At 66.2% G+C, this 18,030-nt stretch carries 20 protein-coding genes; 17 read left to right on the forward strand and 3 right to left on the reverse strand.

From position 1 onward, the window contains the following. Positions 1-86 precede the first annotated feature (86 nt). A complete protein-coding gene (locus CSC65_RS14810) occupies positions 87-1,544 on the reverse strand; it encodes a Do family serine endopeptidase (RefSeq protein WP_162411356.1) in 1,458 nt (485 codons plus the stop codon). Between the two features lie 526 nt (positions 1,545-2,070). On the opposite strand from CSC65_RS14810, the gene CSC65_RS14815 reads away from it, so the two are divergent. The 11 genes from CSC65_RS14815 (at position 2,071) to CSC65_RS16390 (ending at position 11,635) form a co-directional block, all read left to right on the forward strand. Further along, on the forward strand, positions 2,071-4,227 hold the full coding sequence (locus CSC65_RS14815; protein ID WP_162411357.1) for an adenosylcobalamin-dependent ribonucleoside-diphosphate reductase: 2,157 nt from the start codon (positions 2,071-2,073) through the stop codon (positions 4,225-4,227). A gap of 130 nt (positions 4,228-4,357) precedes the next feature. Further along, entirely contained in the window at positions 4,358-5,119 is a 762-nt protein-coding gene (locus CSC65_RS14820) for a histone H1-like repetitive region-containing protein (protein WP_162411358.1), read from the forward strand. A 93-nt stretch (positions 5,120-5,212) separates the two neighbouring features. After that, positions 5,213-6,013 carry a TSCPD domain-containing protein gene (locus CSC65_RS14825; RefSeq protein WP_162411359.1) on the forward strand — a complete coding sequence of 267 codons (801 nt, stop codon included), beginning with the start codon at positions 5,213-5,215 and terminating at the stop codon, positions 6,011-6,013. Positions 6,014-6,104: 91 nt separating this feature from the next. Continuing rightward, positions 6,105-7,619 (forward strand): anti-phage protein, encoded by a 1,515-nt coding sequence (locus CSC65_RS14830; protein ID WP_162411360.1) that lies wholly within the window; start codon positions 6,105-6,107, stop codon positions 7,617-7,619. Between the two features lie 109 nt (positions 7,620-7,728). Then, positions 7,729-8,244 (forward strand): M50 family metallopeptidase, encoded by a 516-nt coding sequence (locus tag CSC65_RS14835; protein ID WP_162411361.1) that lies wholly within the window; start codon positions 7,729-7,731, stop codon positions 8,242-8,244. Positions 8,245-8,368: 124 nt separating this feature from the next. Further along, on the forward strand, positions 8,369-9,076 hold the full coding sequence (locus CSC65_RS14840) for a hypothetical protein (RefSeq protein ID WP_162411362.1): 708 nt from the start codon (positions 8,369-8,371) through the stop codon (positions 9,074-9,076). A 93-nt stretch (positions 9,077-9,169) separates the two neighbouring features. After that, a complete protein-coding gene (locus CSC65_RS14845) occupies positions 9,170-9,844 on the forward strand; it encodes a hypothetical protein (protein WP_162411363.1) in 675 nt (224 codons plus the stop codon). Between the two features lie 98 nt (positions 9,845-9,942). Continuing rightward, positions 9,943-10,575, forward strand: a complete 633-nt coding sequence (locus CSC65_RS14850) for a M23 family metallopeptidase (RefSeq protein WP_162411364.1) — start codon at positions 9,943-9,945, stop codon at positions 10,573-10,575. 112 nt (positions 10,576-10,687) lie between these two features. Continuing rightward, positions 10,688-10,951, forward strand: a complete 264-nt coding sequence (locus tag CSC65_RS14855) for a hypothetical protein (protein WP_162411365.1) — start codon at positions 10,688-10,690, stop codon at positions 10,949-10,951. 49 nt (positions 10,952-11,000) lie between these two features. Next, positions 11,001-11,180 carry a hypothetical protein gene (locus CSC65_RS14860; RefSeq protein WP_162411366.1) on the forward strand — a complete coding sequence of 60 codons (180 nt, stop codon included), beginning with the start codon at positions 11,001-11,003 and terminating at the stop codon, positions 11,178-11,180. A gap of 5 nt (positions 11,181-11,185) precedes the next feature. Continuing rightward, positions 11,186-11,635, forward strand: a complete 450-nt coding sequence (locus CSC65_RS16390) for a hypothetical protein (RefSeq protein ID WP_425501372.1) — start codon at positions 11,186-11,188, stop codon at positions 11,633-11,635. On the opposite strand, the gene CSC65_RS14865 is transcribed toward CSC65_RS16390, so the two are convergent. Both CSC65_RS14865 and CSC65_RS14870 read right to left on the reverse strand, forming a co-directional pair. Beyond that, positions 11,526-12,107 carry an SCE4755 family polysaccharide monooxygenase-like protein gene (locus CSC65_RS14865; RefSeq protein ID WP_162411367.1) on the reverse strand — a complete coding sequence of 194 codons (582 nt, stop codon included), beginning with the start codon at positions 12,105-12,107 and terminating at the stop codon, positions 11,526-11,528. The genes CSC65_RS16390 and CSC65_RS14865 overlap by 110 nt on opposite strands. A gap of 148 nt (positions 12,108-12,255) precedes the next feature. Next, positions 12,256-13,383: an alpha/beta hydrolase gene (locus tag CSC65_RS14870; protein WP_162411368.1), complete on the reverse strand. Its 1,128-nt coding sequence runs from the start codon at positions 13,381-13,383 to the stop codon at positions 12,256-12,258. A gap of 173 nt (positions 13,384-13,556) precedes the next feature. Between CSC65_RS14870 and CSC65_RS14875 the strand changes: the two genes are divergently transcribed. The 6 genes from CSC65_RS14875 to CSC65_RS14900 all read left to right on the forward strand — a co-directional run bounded on the left by CSC65_RS14875 (position 13,557) and on the right by CSC65_RS14900 (position 17,975). After that, on the forward strand, positions 13,557-13,910 hold the full coding sequence (locus tag CSC65_RS14875; protein ID WP_162411369.1) for an FKBP-type peptidyl-prolyl cis-trans isomerase: 354 nt from the start codon (positions 13,557-13,559) through the stop codon (positions 13,908-13,910). 305 nt (positions 13,911-14,215) lie between these two features. Beyond that, positions 14,216-14,938: a hypothetical protein gene (locus CSC65_RS14880; protein ID WP_162411370.1), complete on the forward strand. Its 723-nt coding sequence runs from the start codon at positions 14,216-14,218 to the stop codon at positions 14,936-14,938. A gap of 49 nt (positions 14,939-14,987) precedes the next feature. Continuing rightward, positions 14,988-15,524 carry a hypothetical protein gene (locus CSC65_RS14885; RefSeq protein WP_162411371.1) on the forward strand — a complete coding sequence of 179 codons (537 nt, stop codon included), beginning with the start codon at positions 14,988-14,990 and terminating at the stop codon, positions 15,522-15,524. A gap of 54 nt (positions 15,525-15,578) precedes the next feature. Continuing rightward, positions 15,579-15,920, forward strand: coding sequence for a YciI family protein (locus CSC65_RS14890; protein WP_162411372.1), 342 nt, complete (start codon positions 15,579-15,581; stop codon positions 15,918-15,920). Positions 15,921-15,980: 60 nt separating this feature from the next. Continuing rightward, complete coding sequence (locus CSC65_RS14895) at positions 15,981-16,997, forward strand: alpha/beta hydrolase (protein ID WP_238390422.1); 1,017 nt, start codon at positions 15,981-15,983, stop codon at positions 16,995-16,997. A 180-nt stretch (positions 16,998-17,177) separates the two neighbouring features. Continuing rightward, the gene (locus CSC65_RS14900; protein WP_162411373.1) at positions 17,178-17,975 is read left to right on the forward strand and encodes a hypothetical protein; all 798 of its coding nucleotides are present in this window, start codon (positions 17,178-17,180) and stop codon (positions 17,973-17,975) included. Positions 17,976-18,030: the final 55 nt, after the last annotated feature.

Consider the following 18,030-nt stretch of genomic DNA (forward strand, 5'->3'; position numbering starts at 1 on the left):
GGCGGGACGTGGCCATGGAAGCATGGGCCCGGTGTAGGCCCTGTCATGGAAACTTTGCACGCGACATGCGGAACGCCAGGCCGCGCTCAGCGCATCGGCAGCCTGCCCTGCACGTTACCGCGAGTGACCAGCAGCACCAACTGCGCCGGCGGCTGCGCCAGGCTGCTGCGCAGCGCGGCCAGGTCGTCGACCGCGCCGGCGCTGGTGGCGCCGATCACGTCGCCCGCGCGCAGGCCGTTCTGGGCGGCGCGGCTGCCGGCCTGCACCTCTTCGACCAGCACGCCGCGGCCGCGGGCCTGGCGCTGCGCCTCGGGCAGCTCGGCCAGGCGCGCGCCGGCCAGGCGCGCGTCGACCGAAGCGCCATCCAGCGCACGCGGCTGTTCGCGCAGGGTCGCGTCGAGCTTCAGCGTCTTGCCGTCGCGCAGCACCTGCAGGGGCACCTTCGCCCCGACCGGCTGCAGGCCTTCGAAGTTGTGCAGCGACAGCGGGTCGGCGATGCGCTGGCCGCCGGCCGACACGATCACGTCGCCCGGCTTGAGCCCGGCCGCCGCCGCGCCGGAGTCGGCGTACACCTGGGTCACCAAAGCACCCTGCTGGCCCTCGGCCAGCCCCAGGCTGCGGGCCAGGCGCGGGTCCAGCGCCTGCGTGTCCAGGCCCAGCGTGCCGCGCCGGACCTCGCCGGTGGTGACCAGCTGGTGGACCACGTCGCGGGCGAGGTTGGAGGGAATGGCCAGGCCCAGGCCGATGTTGCCGGCCATCGAGCCGCGCGGGTTGAGGCTGGCGGTATTGATGCCGACCAGTTCGCCGCGCAGGTTGACCAGCGCGCCGCCGGAGTTGCCCGGGTTGATCGACGCGTCGGTCTGGATGAAGTTCTGGTAGCCCAGGCCGCGGATGCCGCTGCGCCCGACCGCCGAAACAATTCCCGAGGTCACCGTCTGGCTCAGCCCGAACGGGTTGCCGATCGCCACCACGTAGTCGCCCACCCGCAGCTGCCCGCTGTCGCCCAGCGGCAGGCCCTTGAGGTCCTGCGCCGGGATCCGGATCAGGGCCACGTCGGTGTCGGCGTCCGAGCCGAGGAACTCGGCCTTGAGCGTGCGCCCGTCGGCCAGGGTCACCGAGACGTTGTCGGCGCCCACGACCACGTGGTGGTTGGTCATCACGTAGCCGCGCTGCGCGTCGATGATCACCCCCGAGCCCAGCGATTCGTTGATCCGCTCCTGCGGCACCTGCGGGAACAGGCGGCGGAACATCGGGTCGTCGAAGAACGGGTTGCGCACCGCCACCCTCTGCTGGGTGTGCACGCTGACCACCGCCGGCATCACCCGCTCCAGCATCGGCGCCAGCGACGGCATCGCCTGGCCCTCGACCAGCGGCGGCAGGCTGGCCGGCTGGGCGACCGGCAGCAGCGGCGCAGGCGCGGGCACCGGCGCGGTGGCCGGGGCGGCTTCGGCGCGGTTCTCCAGCAGTTCGTTCATCGCGGTGGCGGCAAAGCCACCGAACGCGGCGGCGGCAGTCAGGGCGATCAGCAGGGGGGTGCGGCGCATCGGACCGGGTTCCTCGGCAGGGTCGGGGGGTGTCGGGCCGGCCGGGTGCGCGAACGTGCGTGCCGGTGGCCGGTCGATCATGAAGCTGAACGAGTCTGCTGCGCGCGAATTTAACGGCTGGTGAAGTGGGTTTCGGGCACCGGCGGCCGGGGCCGTTTCAACCTCCGCCGACGGCGCCCGCGGCAGGGTCTGGAACACCGTGAGGAGCGTCACGCAAGTGGTTGACACTGCCGGGGACCGGGGGTAGCTTGACGGCCTGTTGCGCCACTAGATGTTGCGGTGCGACGGAATCCAGGCCCAAGCGATGGTGTTTTCCTGAACACGCCTCGCCAAGCCCAATCGCCGGGGGGTGGCGAGCGGATGCAGCAGGAAAACACAGTCGGAAACGGCCTTTCAGGCCATAAGGAACCCACCGTCTGACCCGGCGAGCGGCGCGTACCCACGCGACCCGCCGGCCTTGCCGTCCCCGTTCCATCCGTCCCTCCGGGCTATGAGATCCAGCTGCGGTAAAGGAGAAACCAACAGCATGAGCACGGTGCGCCTCGAAGTGGTCCAGGACAACACCAAAGCCAGCGGCGAAATTCCGCTGCAGCCCGCCTCCCAGGACATCTGGGACAAGAAGTACCGCCTGAAGACCAAGCAGGGCGTTCCGCTGGATGCCGACATCGACGGCACCTACCAGCGCGTGGCCCGGGCCCTGGCCGACGCCGAGGGTACCGACGAGAAGAAGGCCTACTGGTACGAGCGATTCGTCTGGGCGCTGCGCCGCGGCGCGATCCCGGCCGGCCGCATCACCTCCAACGCCGGCGCGCTCGAGCACAAGCCGGCGACCAGCACGATCAACTGCACCGTGTCGGGCACGATCACCGACTCGATGGACGGCATCCTGGAGAAGGTCCACGAGGCCGGCCTGACCCTGAAGGCCGGTTGCGGCATCGGCTACGAATTCTCGACGCTGCGTCCGCGCGGCGCGTTCGTCGCCGGCGCCGGCGCGTACACCTCCGGCCCGATGTCCTTCATGGATATCTACGACAAGATGTGTTTTACCGTCTCCAGCGCCGGCGGCCGCCGTGGCGCGCAGATGGGCACGTTCGACGTCAGCCACCCGGACGTGAAGGACTTCATCCGCGCCAAGCGCGAAGACGGCCGCCTGCGCCAGTTCAACCTGTCCCTGCTGATCACCGACGGCTTCATGAAGGCCGTGGCCGACGATGACGACTGGCCGCTGGTGTTCCCGGTCAGCGCCAAGGAGCAGGGCGACTTCGACCTGGCCGACGCCGACAAGGTGGTCTGGCGCGACTGGCCGACCCACGTCAACTACGTCACCCGCGACGACGGCCTGGTGGCCTGCAAGGTGTACGGGCACATCCGCGCCCGCCACCTGTGGGACATGATCATGGTCTCCACCTACGACTTCGCCGAGCCGGGGTTCATCCTGATCGACAAGGTCAACGAGATGAACAACAACTGGTGGTGCGAGAACATCCGCGCGACCAACCCGTGCGGCGAGCAGCCGCTGCCGCCGTACGGCGCCTGCCTGCTGGGCTCGGTCAACCTGACCACCTTCGTGCGCGACCCGTTCACCGACAAGGCGCGCTTCGACTGGGAGGAATACAAGGAAGTCGTGCGCGTGTTCACCCGCATGCTCGACAACGTAGTCGAAGTGAACGGCCTGCCCCTGCAGCAGCAGCGCGACGAGATCATGCGCAAGCGCCGCCACGGCATGGGCTTCCTGGGCCTGGGCAGCACCCTGACCATGCTCAAGATGAAGTACGGCTCGCCGGAAAGCCTGGAGTTCACCGAGCAGGTGTCGCGCGACATGGCCGTGGCCGGCTGGGAAGTGGGCCTGTCGCTGGCCATCGAGAAGGGCGCCGCCCCGATCATGGAAGAGCGCTTCGAGGTCACCGCGCAGATGCTGCGCCAGCGCCCGGAAATGGCGAAGGACGGCTGGCGCCTGGGCCAGGAAATCCCCGGCAAGGTGCTGCACGCCCGCTACAGCCGCTACATGCAGCGCATCGCGTCGGTGGCGCCGGAGCTGGTGGACGAGCTGGCCGAAGTCGGTTCGCGCTTCACCCACCACAGCTCGATCGCCCCGACCGGCACCATCTCCCTGTCGCTGGCCAACAACGCCTCCAACGGCATCGAGCCGTCGTTCGCGCACCACTACAGCCGCAATGTGATCCGCGAAGGCAAGAAGTCCAAGGAAAAGGTCGACGTCTACAGCTACGAGCTGCTGGCCTACCGCCACCTGGTCAACGCCAAGGCGATGCCGTTCTCCGAAGCTGCCGACGCGCAGCTGCCGGAGTACTTCATCTCCGCCGACGACATCCATCCCAAGGAGCACGTCGACGTGCAGGCCGCCGCCCAGAAGTGGGTGGACAGCTCGATCTCCAAGACCGCGAACGTCCCGACCGACTACCCGTACGAGGACTTCAAGGACATCTACCGCTACGCCTACGAGCAGGGCCTGAAGGGTTGCACCACGTTCCGCTTCAACCCGGCCGCCTTCCAGGGCGTGCTGGTCAAGGAGAAGGACCTGGAGAACACCACCTACCGCTTCGAGCTGGAAGACGGCTCGGTGATGGAGGTCAAGGGCAACGAAGAGATCGAGTACGACGGCGAGACCCACACCGCCGCCAACCTCTTCGATGCGCTCAAGGAAGGGTATTACGGCAAGTTCTGATGCTTGCCAGGGTCGCGGCGCGCGCTTCTTCCGGGCGCCCGCCGCGGCCGGTTCCTCGCAGCACGGCGCCCGGAATGCAGGTGAAGTTGTCCCGATTACCACACAGAGAGCGCCCCCAGGAGGGCTCCCCATGAGCAATGGCAATGGTGTGACGGCGACCCTCTCCGAGGCCGCCGAGTCCGTGAAAGAGAAAGCGGCCGAAGTCGGCCACGCGATCAGTGCCACCGCCAGTGGCGCGGTCGCCAGCGCCGGCAAGAGCGTGACCAAGGCGAAGAAGGCCGCCAAGAAGACCGTGACCAAGGCCAGGAAGGCGGCCAAGAAGACCGTCGCCAAGGCCACCAAGGCGGTGAAGAAGGAAAGCGCCAAGGTGACCAAGGCGGTGACCAAGACGATGTCCAAGGCCAAGAAGAAGCTGACCGCCGCCAAGGACAAGGCCACCGCCGAAGCCGACGCGCTGCGCAAGAAGCTGGGCAAGAAGAAGCCGGCCAAGAAGGCAGCTGCCAAGAAGGGTGCAGCCAAGAAGACCGCGAAGAAGGCTGCCGCCAAGAAGGCTGCACCGAAGAAGGCCGCGGCCAAGAAGGCGGCAGTGAAGAAGGCGCCGGCCAAGAAGGTCGCTGCGAAGAAGGCTGCGCCGAAGAAGGCCGCCGCCAAGAAGGCCGCCGCCAAGAAGGCAGTGAAGAAGGCCGCGCCGAAGAAGGCCGTCGCCAGGAAGGCCCCGGCGAAGAAGGCTGCGCCGAAGAAGGCCGCCGCCAGGAAGGCAGTGAAGAAGGCCGCGCCGAAGAAGGCCGTGGCCAAGAAGGCGCCGGCGAAGAAGGCCGCCCCGAAGAAGGCTGCCGCCAAGCGCGCGCCGGCCAGGAAGGCGCCGGCCAAGAAGGCCGCCAAGAAGAAGTAAGCAGTACCCGTCGCACCACCTTCCCTCCCCAGCCGGGGAGGGAAGGCGGCGGCGTCCCCGCCGCTCCCACGCAACGCTCACAGGACACGCAAGATGGCCGTCAAGATCGACAAGAAAATCAAGGGTTACGCCGTGCTTACCGCCGAAGACAAGGCGCGCGAATCCGCGCCGCCGGTGGTCGCCGCGCCGGTGGACCGGGCCGTGATGGAGGCCGAGGCCGCCAAGGACAACATCATCCACATGCACGAGCGCATCGAGCGCCCGGAAGTGCTGATCGGCAGCACCTACAAGATCAAGTCGCCGATGGTCGAGCACGCCATGTACGTGACCATCAACGACATCGTCCTCAACGCCGGCACCGAGCACGAGCTGCGCCGCCCGTTCGAGGTGTTCATCAATTCCAAGTCGATGGAACACTTCCAGTGGATCGTCGGCCTGACCCGGATCATGTCGGCCGTGTTCCGCAAGGGCGGCGACGTCACCTTCCTGGTGGAAGAGATGAAGGCCGTGTTCGACCCGCGCGGCGGCTACTTCAAGGCCGGCGGCGTGTACATGCCCTCGCTGGTCGCCGAGATCGGCGCGGTGGTCGAGGAGCACATGAAGTCGATCGGCCTGATCATCGACCCGGAGATGAGCGCGCACCAGAAGGCGCTGATCGCCGAGAAGCGCAAGCAGTTCGAAGACCGCTCAAAAAAAAAGAGTGACCTGATCCCGGCGGGCGTTGCTGCCCAAGCGGGCGCCGCGAGCGCCGGCACCGAAGACATCGCCGTCACCGGCGACGGCACCAGCTTCCCGCCCAGCGCCACCATGTGCCACAAGTGCAGCACCAAGGCGCTGGTGATCATGGACGGGTGCGCGACTTGCTTGAATTGTGGGTATAGCAAGTGCGGGTGAGCGTCTGATAAATCGCTAATCGGAAACGAGGGCCAGAAGTTCATCAGTGAACCTGGCCCTTTTTCTTGCCGGATAAAAGAGGGGGTGGCTGATGTCGTATATAAAGCTCTTGTCGAACCTGGGCTTCGATAGCGATCCGTTCGCGAAGACCAATGCGGACGAAGAAGATCGCCTCGTGAGGTACTTCATCTCACCTCCGTTCTTTAACGCGGTCTATGGTGATCCCTCTAGCCCGAAATCTGCTGTGGTGTTTGCGCCGCGTGGCGGAGGCAAGACTGCGCTCAAGCGGCGCATAGAGATAGCGTCTTTGGAATCAAATTTTCTATGTGTGACCTACAACGATTTCAACGTCGCGGGTCTTAAGTTGGCGCAGATTGATGCTAACTATCATCTGCGGAATATCGCTCGCCTCGTCCTCGTGGCTGTCATCACGGCTGCATCCAGTAGGGGGGCCGCACTGACGAATGGGCAGAAGCACATCCTCTTCCTTCTCACGAAGGAGCATCTGTCTGAGATTGACAGGACGACTCTCAACTCCGCGATCTCGTCGATCAAGAATTTTGGCGACAAAGCCAAGGAGGCGTGGAATATGCTCACAGGTCCGATCGGAGTTGTGATCAACGCCGTTCTTGCGAAGGTTGGGGTGGGGGCCGCCGAGATTAGGAGGTTTGAGGGGGAGGGCGGAACGGTAGGTTCGTATCTAGATCAACTTAAAGCGCTTTACTCCATTTCGTCGTCTATTGGTTATCAGTCGATCTACGTTCTGATAGATAAAGTGGACGAGACTGCGATAACAGGAAAGGCATCGAAATCCTATGAATTTATTGCGTCCATTGTTTCCGACCTTCAGCTGTTGGAATTGCCAGGGTTTGCCTTCAAGTTTTTCTTGTGGGATCTGTTGCTGGACGACTACAGGAAGCTAGCTAGGCCGGACAGGGTTAAGTACTACCAGCTTAAGTGGAGCGATGCTCAGTTGACGGCGATGCTTTCCGAGCGACTGAAAGCTTTCAGTTCGGATGCCATCACTTCCTTTGACGAAATTATCGAAGATTCGGGTAAAACCTCGGATCCAGATCAGGTTGTTTCGATGTTTGCGCAGGGATCCCCTCGCAAGATGATCAGGATATGCAAGGAAATTCTCGACCAGCAGAGTGAGCTTTCTTCAGCCGTATCTCAGATCTCGCATGAGGCGTTTGTTGGCGGCATCGACAGTATTGCCGCAAGTCTTTCAACTGAAGAGTTCGATCCTCAACAGTTGCGCGATATGAAGCGAAATCGCCGCGTCGACTTTACGATCAGGCATGTCTATCTGAACGTATTCAAGTTCACTCAGCAGGCGGGGATGAACAAGGTCAAATCCTGGGAGGATTCGGGCGCGGTCGAGTTCCTTGGCACCATCAAAGACACGCAGGGTGCGAAGGCGAGCAACCACTACGGAATTTCTAACTATCTTCTGGCCAAGCATGTTTGCGCAGATCTTCCTGTTTTCGATTTCATTGAGAGGAAGATTCGCCGGTGTCCAAAGTGTGAAGTTGTAGTAATGCGTGACTGGGATCTGTTGAATGAACACCTTTGCCAGTCTTGTCAGGCCGATGTACTGGCATAGGAGGCGGATAACGGGGTCAGGTTCACTTCTTGCAGTTGGGGCAAGCAGGGGTCTGAGTGCACTTCCTGTTCTCCAGAGTTCAGCGTGACTGAGGCATTCCGAATTTCGCATGGCGATTCATATCGATAGCGACGAGTACAAGGCCTGGCATGAAGTCGGTCACGCGACCGTCTGCTTGCATCTGGGCGGTAATCTCCGTGGCATCGAATTCCTTGAGGGGGACGATCGGGGTTTCGCGGTTGCTCGCGGCTGCGACGTCGCGCCAGATAGAGAGCGGAGCGTCGCATGCGGCGGGTTCGCCGCCGAGGTCTACTTGCTACGAGCTGGTTGCGTCGAAGGGGTTGACCCGAATGCCCCCGAAGCGACTGCTGAAGTGAGTGCTCGTGTTTTCAGTAATGCTTGGAGGGATCAACAAGCCTTTTTCCGGCGCACTGTCACCGAAAACAACGACTTCACGAAGGAAGAGTGCGAGGAGTTCATGCGCTACGCGACAGAGCGCGTCGCCCCAATTTTCGATATCTACTTCCCAAGAATGAAGCTCGTCGTGCGCGAGCTTCTTGCCGCGCGGAGGATCGATGGTGCGCGAGTGAGGGACATTCTTCAGATCGGCGTTTACCAGCGGTAACGGGGTCAGGTTCACTTCTGGACGTGAGGACAGGGACAGCACTATGCGGGCTTGGGCATATCTCTTCTTCGTCACGAATCCGCCTTCGGGAAATGAGCCTGGCCTGATAAGTCGCAATCGGTGGATGGCGCGGATTGTCGTGGCGATGCTGGGCATGGCGCTCACGCTGGTCGCGCATGCGACTCCTCTATTGCCTGCGGCGGGCGCTGCGCCGGAGAGCGATGTCCACGCTCGGACCGTGGTCTTCATCGGCCAGAAACTTTCCATCGAGCCGCTTCCGGATCCCTGCGCCGAGAAGGCCAAACAGACCGGCGTGCTGGACTGCATCTCCATGGACAGCCTGTACCGGGCGACCTACCGCGTGGTGCAACCGGTGGTCGGCGAAACAGTGGGCGAGGCGATGACGTTCTCGGTGGCCGACCACTACGGCTTTCCGTATTTCGCCCACTTCACCCATGCGCTGCTGTTCGTGGAGGTCGGCAAGGACGGGGCCTGGCTGCACAAGTACCAGGCCATCCCGATGTTCCGCACTGCCGACGGCCAATGGGCCGCATGCGGTGACATGGACTATCGCAGCGACCAAAAGCCACTTGTCGCACAGGCGCGTCCGATGGCATTCGCCGAGCCGATGCTGACCGTCGGCACGCTGGACGCAGATGCGCGCGAGCGACTGGCCTCCCGATGGAAGCAGGCGCCCGATACCTATCGGGTAACCCGCGGGCAGCTGCATTGCCTGAAGGGTGTCCCGGTCGGGGAGGCCTACGAGATCGTGCGCCAGGGCGTCATGGACGCGCGCGAGGTGCCATTGCCGGCGTGGCCAGCGGGAACCTGAGGCTGTCGAATGCACCGACCATGACGGGGTCGGGTTCACTCCCTGTCTGCGAAGCGGGTCGTTGAGTAGAGTGCGCGCGATAGGGAGAGCAGCATGGACATGGAACACAGACCACCACTGACCTTCGCCGTCCTGGAAGCAAAGATCGAAGCATTGCCCGAGGGGCCGGTCTCGGCGCTCAACACGCCGCGTTGGGCCCGGCATCTCGCGTTGGCCGGCGTGGTCGGGATGATTGCCGCCTTCGTGCCTTCGCTTCTGGTGAAGTGGCTGCCGCCACAACCCTGGATGGTCTTGCTTGCCCAGGCAGGTCTCGTGGTGACGGTTGCAGGCTTCCTGCCCGGTTTACTGCGCAACCTGTGGGTGCTGGTACAGGATCTCCGCCACCATCGCGCCGGTTTGATCGCGCAGTTCGACCATGACGTTGACCAGTTCAAGGCTCTCGCGACTTGGCTTGCCGGCTACCCGCGCGAGACGCTGGAATCGAGCCTGCGCTATGCGCGCATGGGCCATGAGCGCCTGCATTCGCGCCTGGGCATGCTGTTGGGTGGAATCGACCGGCTCGGCTTGCTGCCCGTCCTGGTCTCCCTGTTCGTACTCCTGCGCAACTGGCAGGACCTGCTGCACCTGCCGGGCTGGCTGGCGGTCCTGGGCCTGTTGGCCCCGTTCCTGTGGCTGATCGCCTGGCGCGGCGCCGAGTTCAGCCGTCGCCTCCAGCTGTATGCCTTCCTGCTCGACGAGGCGCTGCGGGCCGAGGGTGCGGCGGACTGATCGCAAAAGCGCAGGCCAGGCAAGTGGAGACGGACACGTTGATCGGGACCGGCGTCAGGGCGCACCTTCGGAGGCTGCAGTCGACAGGGATCGAAGCGATGACCTACCGCAGGCGCGGCATGCAGGGATGGGTGGCACTGTTGTTCGCGCTGTTCGCAGCGCCCTTTGCGGTTGCGGCCGCCCAAGCGGCGACGCAGGAGGATGCGGCGCCCGCGGAGTTGCCCGGCCAGTTCCTCGCACATCCCCTGTTCGCCTCGTCCTATGCCTGCTCCGAGCACGCCTGGGGCGAGCTGCCCTACCTGGGCGACGACCTCGGGCAGGACTGCGTGCCGCAGGAGTTCGTCGACGAGGGCGGCCGGGCCTTCATGAAGTCCTACCGCACCGACGGGCTGGCCAATGTCGACTGGTTCGGCTGGAACCAGCCGGTGCTGTCGCCGTGCGACTGCACGGTGCTGAAGATCAGCCTCAATGCCGTCGACAACGTGCCGGGCGTGCTCGGCAAGCCGCCCGCGTCGCTGATCCTGCTCGAGGCGGCCGACGGAACGAAGGTCGTGCTGGCGCACATCCAGTCGCCGGGCGTGGAGGAAGGCCAGCGCGTGGCGGCCGGCGAGGCCATCGCCCGGGTCGGCAACAATGGCTATTCGCGCAACCCGCACATCCATGTCGGCGCCTGGCTCGAGAAGAGGGCGCTGCAGATCCGCTGGGACCAGCGTCATATTCCCATTCTGTAGGAACGCAGCGCTGGCCCGGGCGGCGTGCATGTTCGCCAGGCACAGGCCGCTCCGCCAGAATGGCGACCCAACCCGATAGTCAGACAACCTCGACCACTGCGAAGGACGCACGATGAAAGCTTTCTCCCGGGTCATGCTGGTGCTGATGGTGGTGTTCAGCGTCGTCCATGCGATCGACTTCATCGTCTATGGACAGAAGCTGCAGAGCGCACTGGCGTGCGTCGGCTTCGGCCTGATGGCCTACGGCGCGTGGCGTAATCCGTGGAACCAGGCGGTCGCCGCCGGCGCCGGGGTGCGCAACCGGACCGCCCAGGTGCTCAGCACGATCGGCATCGTCCTGGTCCTGGTTTCGTTCGTGCTGCGGTACGTTGCCTAGGGACCCGCTGTCCAGCTGCCGCGAACGCGGCAGCCACCAAGGAGACGCCATGTACTTCGTCGAGATCACCCTGTTCGTCGCTGGCCTGGTGCTGTTGTTCACCGGCTACCGCAAGAACCATCGCAACCTGCTGCTGTGCGCGGCGATCACGCTGTTCCTGTCCGCCGGGCTTGGCTCGATGGTGGACGGATTCAGCGAGGGCTACCGGGAGTCGCGCGCGTCCCGCTGAGCGCGGTGGCGTCGCCGCAGAAAACTTCTCCATCGCCGGAGCTTTTTTCCCGGACCGCCGAGCTCAGAACTCCGACGTCGATGAAAATTTCACCGACGCCGCAGCTTTTTGCTCCGGCCGCCGAGCTCCGGGCTCCGACGTTGATGAAATTTTGTCCGACGTCGGAGCTTTTTTCTCCGACCGCCGAGCCCGCAACTCCGACGATGGTGAAAATTTGTCCGACGCCCGAGCTTTTTGCTCCGCGTGTGAGGCAAAAAGCCCCGATTCTGTGGATAACCCGGGCGTGCGGGCCGTTCCACACGACGCCCGGGCAAGGTTCCACGAGTTCCGGAGAACGCGTCCCCTTTACCGCGCCGCCTGCAGCCGCAGGTCGATGCACTGGTAGTACAGGTCGTCGGCGTCCTCGGCGGACGGGTCGTACGGCGACTTGGCCAGCTCGGTCATCACCTGGATGATCTGCAGCGTGCAGTTCTCGCATTCCACGTCCGGCAGTTTGACCTGCGCCGAGTAGCGCTTGCCGTGTGGGCTGTCGTCGTGCCGGCCGAAGTCGTCGACCAGGACGGTTTCGTTGTTGTAGAAATCGCCGTCGCCGCAGTTCGGTTCGCCTGCGGCGCAGGCGCGGCCGGCAGGAGCAATGCTCGCCGGATTGCGGAAGTCGTCGTGGCCATCGCGGTCGAAGGCGATGCGGTAATAGCCCGGATGCCCGACGTACTCGATCCACGACACGTCGATCGTCTGGCCCGGCGCGTAGGCATGGACGTTCTCGCCGCGCTCGCTGTCCGGGCGGCCGCACGGTGCGTTCTTGATTTCGCCCGGCCCATGGCGGGACACATGGGTATCGCCCATGTCCACGGCGAAGTGGGCATGGGCGCTGCCGGCGCACAGGCCGAACGCGACCAGCAGGCAGGCGGAAAGGCGCAGGTGCATGGACGGTTCCTTGGGTGGGGGTGCGATCCGGACATTACACAGCGGGCGACACGAGGGGAACGGGGCTGGCCATCCCCGGCGAGCAGGGAGCGGGGTGAACGGCAGGCCCGTCCGGGCTTTCGCCTGCGGACGGCCGTGCCGCGTGTCGTCACTCGGAGCGCACGCGCCCGGCCTGCTGCTGCGCCAGCGGCCTTGCCCGCTGCACCAGCGTCAGCAGCAGCTTGCCCGGCTCTTCGGCGAAGATCTCGTGGGCGGAGTTCTCGAACCACTCGAAGTGCTTGTACGGCGCGTCCACCGTGTCGAACCACTCGTGCGCGACGTAGGGATTGACGCTGCGGTCGTGGCGGCCGGCAAGCACGATCAGCGGGCAAGCGAGCCGGGTCTGCGCGCTCATGTCCACGCCGATGACGTCGCTGAAGAGGAACTCCTGCGAGAACCCGTTGCCGTCGTACGCGCGCGCGGCTTCGTCGTCGGAGTACTCGGGCGAGAGGCGAACGGCGATGCCGTCGACCTGGCGTTCGCGGTAGGCCATGACGCCGCCGAAATGGTCCGACCAGCGCCGCTCCAGCGCGATGTCCGCCAGCGGGATCGCCGCGCCGGCCTGGGCATAGGGGGCGATGGATTCCAGGTCGGCGATGGCCTGCCGGTTCCCGGTCCGGCGTGCCTGTGCCAGCGCATGCGCGTACCCGCGCCGTTCGCTTTCCGGGCTGTCGATCGCCTGGCCCATGCCGATGTAGGCATGCAGCCACTCGGGGCGGCGCAGGGCGAACTGCAGCCCCACGTAGCTGCCCCACGAGGTGCCCAGCAGGAAGACCTTCTCCTGCGCGAACTCGCTGCGCAGCCACGCGACCAGTTCCTCGGTGTCGTCGACGAAACGCCCCGGGGTCATGGTCGGGCCTACCGTGGCGGGGTCGTTGGCCAGGTGGGTCTTGCCGGCGCCGCGCTGGTCCCAGTGGACGACGGTGAAGTACTCCTCCAGCGGACGCGTGGCCCACCAGGCGATGCCGGACGTGGGGAAGCCCGGTCCGCCGTGGACGACCAGCAGCACCGGGTTGCCGCGGTCCTGGCCGCGGATGCTGACGAACTGGTCGATGCCACCGACCGGCACGTACTCGTACCGCTCCACGCCTGCGGGCGCCACGATCCGCCGCAGTTCGCGGATGACCTCGACCGCCTCGGCGCGACTGGCCGGCCTGGCCGGTTCGGCGGCAGGCGCGAGCGCCGGCGCCAGCAGGGCGATGAGTGCAGCGGCGAGTGCGGCGTGGATCCGGGTCATGGTGCGTTTCCTTCGGCGATCAACGGGTAAGGGGAGTGGGGAAAGGGTAAGCGGGAATGGTGTGAGACCAGGTGCAGGGCACCGTGTCGATGAGGTCCTGCACTCCCCGCGGGCCGTCCACGCTGCGCGCCGCTAGACTGGGCGCCCTTCCACGCATCCACGAGGATCCGCCCATGGCTTTCACCACCACCGCTTCCGGCCTGCAGTACGAAGACACCGTCGTGGGCACCGGCGCCGAAGCCGCGCCCGGCCGCAACGTCACCGTGCATTACACCGGCTGGCTCTACGAGGGCGGCGCGCAGGGCGCCAAATTCGATTCCAGCAAGGACCGCGACGAGCCCTTCATCTTCCCGCTCGGCGGCGGCATGGTCATCAAGGGCTGGGACGAAGGCGTGCAGGGCATGAAGGTCGGCGGCACCCGCGTGCTGGTGATCCCGTCCACCCTCGGTTACGGCGCACGCGGCGCCGGCGGCGTGATCCCGCCCAACGCCACGCTCAAGTTCGAAGTGGAGCTGCTGGGTACCTGAGGCCGTTCCCGCGATGAGCCGGTCGTTCCACATCGACGTCAACGGCCAGTGCGTCGTCGACCGCTTCGTCGTGCCCTGGAAGATCGACTGCGGCACCTGAGCGGCACGGGATCGATTCGCATCGCAGCACAGGGCTGACCGGGGCCCGGCCGGGTCCCGGCAGCCAGCCGCGGAAGCGGGTACGCTCTGCCCGCCAGCCGCAGGTATCGAGGGGAACGACGATGCCCGCGTCCGGCGACAGGGATGCAGGGTGTTCGGGGTGCGACTTCCGGCGCGCGACCGCGCCATCGACCAGGAGCAACGCCATGAGGGGTTTCCTCGTTGTCGTAGGGTTCGTGCTGTCGCTGTACTGCGCCGCGGCGCAGGCCAATCCGCTGAAGGAACTGGTGTCTTCGCGCGGCACCTCCACGATCAAGTACGAACGTGCCGTCGGCAAGCGCGCCGAGTTCGCGCAGTTGTCCGCCGACGGCCCGGCGGCCGGGGTGGCGGTGACGGTGGTGGATGACGGCGGTACCGGCGCCGGCGAGAAGGTCGCCGCTGCCTATCTCGAAGGGCTGCGCAAGGTGCTGCCGCAGTCCGGTCCGTTGGCCGCCGGGGACGGCACCTCGCCGCAGTTCGTGGCGCGCATCGCCCTGTCCGCACACGAGGGCCGGGCCGGCGAGGCGACGAAGCTGATCGTGGGCGCCCAGGGCACCACCTGCATGCAGGTGAGCAAGGACAAGATGCAGTGCCAGGAGATCGGCCCCGCACCCAACGCGATGGGCAAGACCGCGGCCACCTGGATCAACCCGGAACTGACCGTGATGATCCGCCTGTACCGGTTCGATCCCCGGGACAGTTCGGTGGCGCCGGTGGTGGTGTTCGAAGACCTGTATTCGCTGTCCTATGTCCAGACCGAATGCACCGATCCGGGTGCGGCCGCGGCCGCGGTGGCGCGCCTGCTCGGCGAGACGGCCCTGTCCAGCCGGGCGGTCAACATCGACTTCCCTACCACCCCGCGCGCGCTGGGCTGCAACGCCAAGACCTGACCGCCGCGGGTGCGGGCAGGCACGCGGGAAAACCGATGAAGGAAGCTCCATGAGGTCGAACGTCGCGCTGTGCCTGGCCGCGCTGCTGCTCCCGGGTGCAGCGCTGGCCTGCGATCCCGCGGGCGCCTACGGCATCGCGTTCGGCGACAAGCCCGGCCGCGATGCACGCAAGCAGCCGGGCAGCGGCACGGTGACGATCTGGTACCAGGTCACGCCGCCGCAGCCCGACACGCGCTTCGACCGCTACCTGGTGCGCACCGACGCGGCCACCGGCAGGATCTACCAGGTCGATGGCGTCAGGACGATCATCCCGCTGGAGCGTTCGGAGGGCCTCACCGATGCACAACGCGCGGCCGGCGTGCAGCAGGCCGAGGCGTTCGCGCAGGATTACTTCGCATCGCTGCCACCCGATATCCGGTCGCGACTGGTCGACGAATACGGCACCTCGCACCGGGAAGGCGCGATCGCCGACGGCACGTGGATGACAGTGGACGTCAATTTTTCCTGGGACGTCACCGTGTCGTGCCGCGACCTGGCCGGCGAACGGGTGATGGGAGAGCGGGTGCTGCCGGAAATGTTCAGGTAGCGGGTCCGATCCAGGCAACAGTGGAACTAGAACCCGTTCAACAGCGAGGACGCCATGGCCAAGTACCTGATCTCCTTTCCCGGCGCGGCGATGGTCGCGCGCGGCGACGAACTGGAGGCTGCGGGCCGCGACTCGCGCGCGGTGATCGAAGCGGCGAAGGCCGCCGGGGTGTACGTGTTCGCCGGCGGCCTCGACGAATCCGTGCGGCCGGTGCTGGTCTCGGCGGACGGGACGATCCGCGAAGGCGGCTATCCGTGGGGACCGTCGCTCGATGGCGGCTTCACCGTGCTGGAACTGCCCACGCGCGAGGACGCCATCGCCTGGGCCGCGCGCATCGCCAAGGCCTGCCGCTGCGCGCAGGAGCTGCGGGTGTTCATGTTCGACCCGGCGTCCTGACGGCCGCGTGCACACCGTCGACCGAACAGTGCGCAACACCACGCAGGAAGAAGGACCGATATGGCACGAAGCACCTGCATTTCGCCGCTGGCCTGGATGCTGGCCACCCTGGTGGCTATCGCGTTGTGCATTGCCGACGTCGCCGCCCAGCCGGGCGCCAGGCAACCCGGCGACTATCCGCTGACTGCCGACTCGCGGGTCCAGGCCGGCGTGCCGCATGGCCGGCTGGAGGGGCCGTTCGAGTTCCACAGCCGCGTCTTCGCCGGCACCGTGCGCCGCTACTGGATCTACGTGCCGGTGCAGTACGACGGCAGCCGGCCGGCGAGCCTGCTGGTGTTCCAGGATGGCCAGCGCGCGACCAATCCGCAGGGGTCGCTGCGCGTGCAGAACGTGCTGGACAACCTGATCCATCGCGGCGAGATCCCGGTGACCATCGGACTGTTCATCACCCCCGGCAATCGCTCCGCGCACTATCCCGACGACCTGGGCATGTCCAACCCGGACCATCGCGCAGAAGAGTACGACGCGCTCGACGACCGCTATGCGCGCATGCTCGTCGAGGAGGTGCTGCCGCTGCTCGACGCCCGCTTCCGGCTCGCCGACGATCCGGCGCAGCGGGCGATCGGTGGCACCAGCAGCGGCGCGATCTGCGCGTTCACCGTCGCCTGGCATCGGCCCGACGTGTTCGGCAAGGTCATCAGCATGATCGGCAGCTACACCTCGATCGGTTACCGGCCCGCGCAGGACGGCAAGCCCATGGTGCCTGGTGGCGACCTGTATCCGGGGCTGGTCCGCAAGAGTCCGATCCGGCCGCTGCGGATCTTCCTGCAGGACGGTGCGAACGACCTCGACAACGAGCACGGCCACTGGTTCCTGGCCAACCAGCAGATGCTCGCCGCGCTGCACTGGGCCAACGCCCATGCGGACAGCGAAGGTGATCGCGGCCCGCGCTACGACGTCGCCCATGCCTGGGGCGACGGCGGCCACTCCGACGCGCATGGCGGCGCGCTGCTGCCGGACATCCTGCGCTGGCTGTGGCGGGATGCGCCGACGGCCGCGGAGCCGCCCGCAGGTTGAGGCCGTCGCGTCCGGGACACCGCGTCCGGCGATGCGCGCACCCCTGCCATGCACGCTGCGTCGCCCGCCGCTGGCCCGACCGCGGGCCGCACCCGGGTCGCACCGGCGCGCTGGCAGTCACCGCGCGCTTTAGGCGGATGCCCTGATGCCGCAGTGGCGCGGTCGATCGGGAACACGCAGATGAAGACGCAGGTCATGTGGGGGCTGGCGATGCTGTCGCTGGCCACGTCTACCGGTGCCTGGGCCCAGGACGCCATCGTCGGCGAGAAGGGAACGGCCGCGGACGAGGGCATCGTCGGCGAGAAGCGACCGGCCAATGAGCAGGGCGTCATCGGCGAGAAGCGCCCAGCCAACGAACAGGGCGTCATCGGCGACAAGACCCAGCGTGGCAATGGCGTCGTGGGCGAGAAGGGGCGCGCCACGCAGAGCGGCGCCACGTCGGTCCCGATGCTGTTGCCGGAGGCCAGCCGGCTGCTGCGGCAACCGACGACCGCGGTGCGCTATCGGCCGCCCGCAGTGAAGTTGCAGCAGCTGCCCGCCGAGGTCAGGACCACGCAGTTGCAGACCAGCGACCTGGGCACGCCGTTCCGGATCGAACCGGCAAGCCCGCCCGGTACCGACCGGCAGTGGTATGCCAGCCAGATCTCAAGCCTTACCAGCGCGATGGACGTGATGGAACTGGTCAGCAGCGGTGGCCGCAATGGCGGCGGCTTCGGCGTGGCGTTCCCTGTGCAGGCCGGCTACCGCTACCTGGTCGACTGCGCGATGGCGCGTGCCACCGATTTCGAGTTCAGCCATTCCGGCCTGGGCCCGGTCTGGAGCGCGGGCCGCGTCACCGCCAACGACGGGATCGTGACCCTGGTGTCCGCGCCGGTGACCGGCGCTGGACGGGCGCGGGTGGAGTTCGAGGCGCTCAGTGCACCGGGTGCGACCTGGCAGTGGCGCGGCTGCGAGATCACGCCACTGCGGGTGCGTTGAGGGGACGGGGCCGGCGCGGCAGCGCGGTCTTCGCGCTGCCCGCCGCGCCACGTTG

The organism is Pseudoxanthomonas daejeonensis (genome assembly GCF_010093205.1).
GTDB lineage: Bacteria > Pseudomonadota > Gammaproteobacteria > Xanthomonadales > Xanthomonadaceae > Pseudoxanthomonas > Pseudoxanthomonas daejeonensis.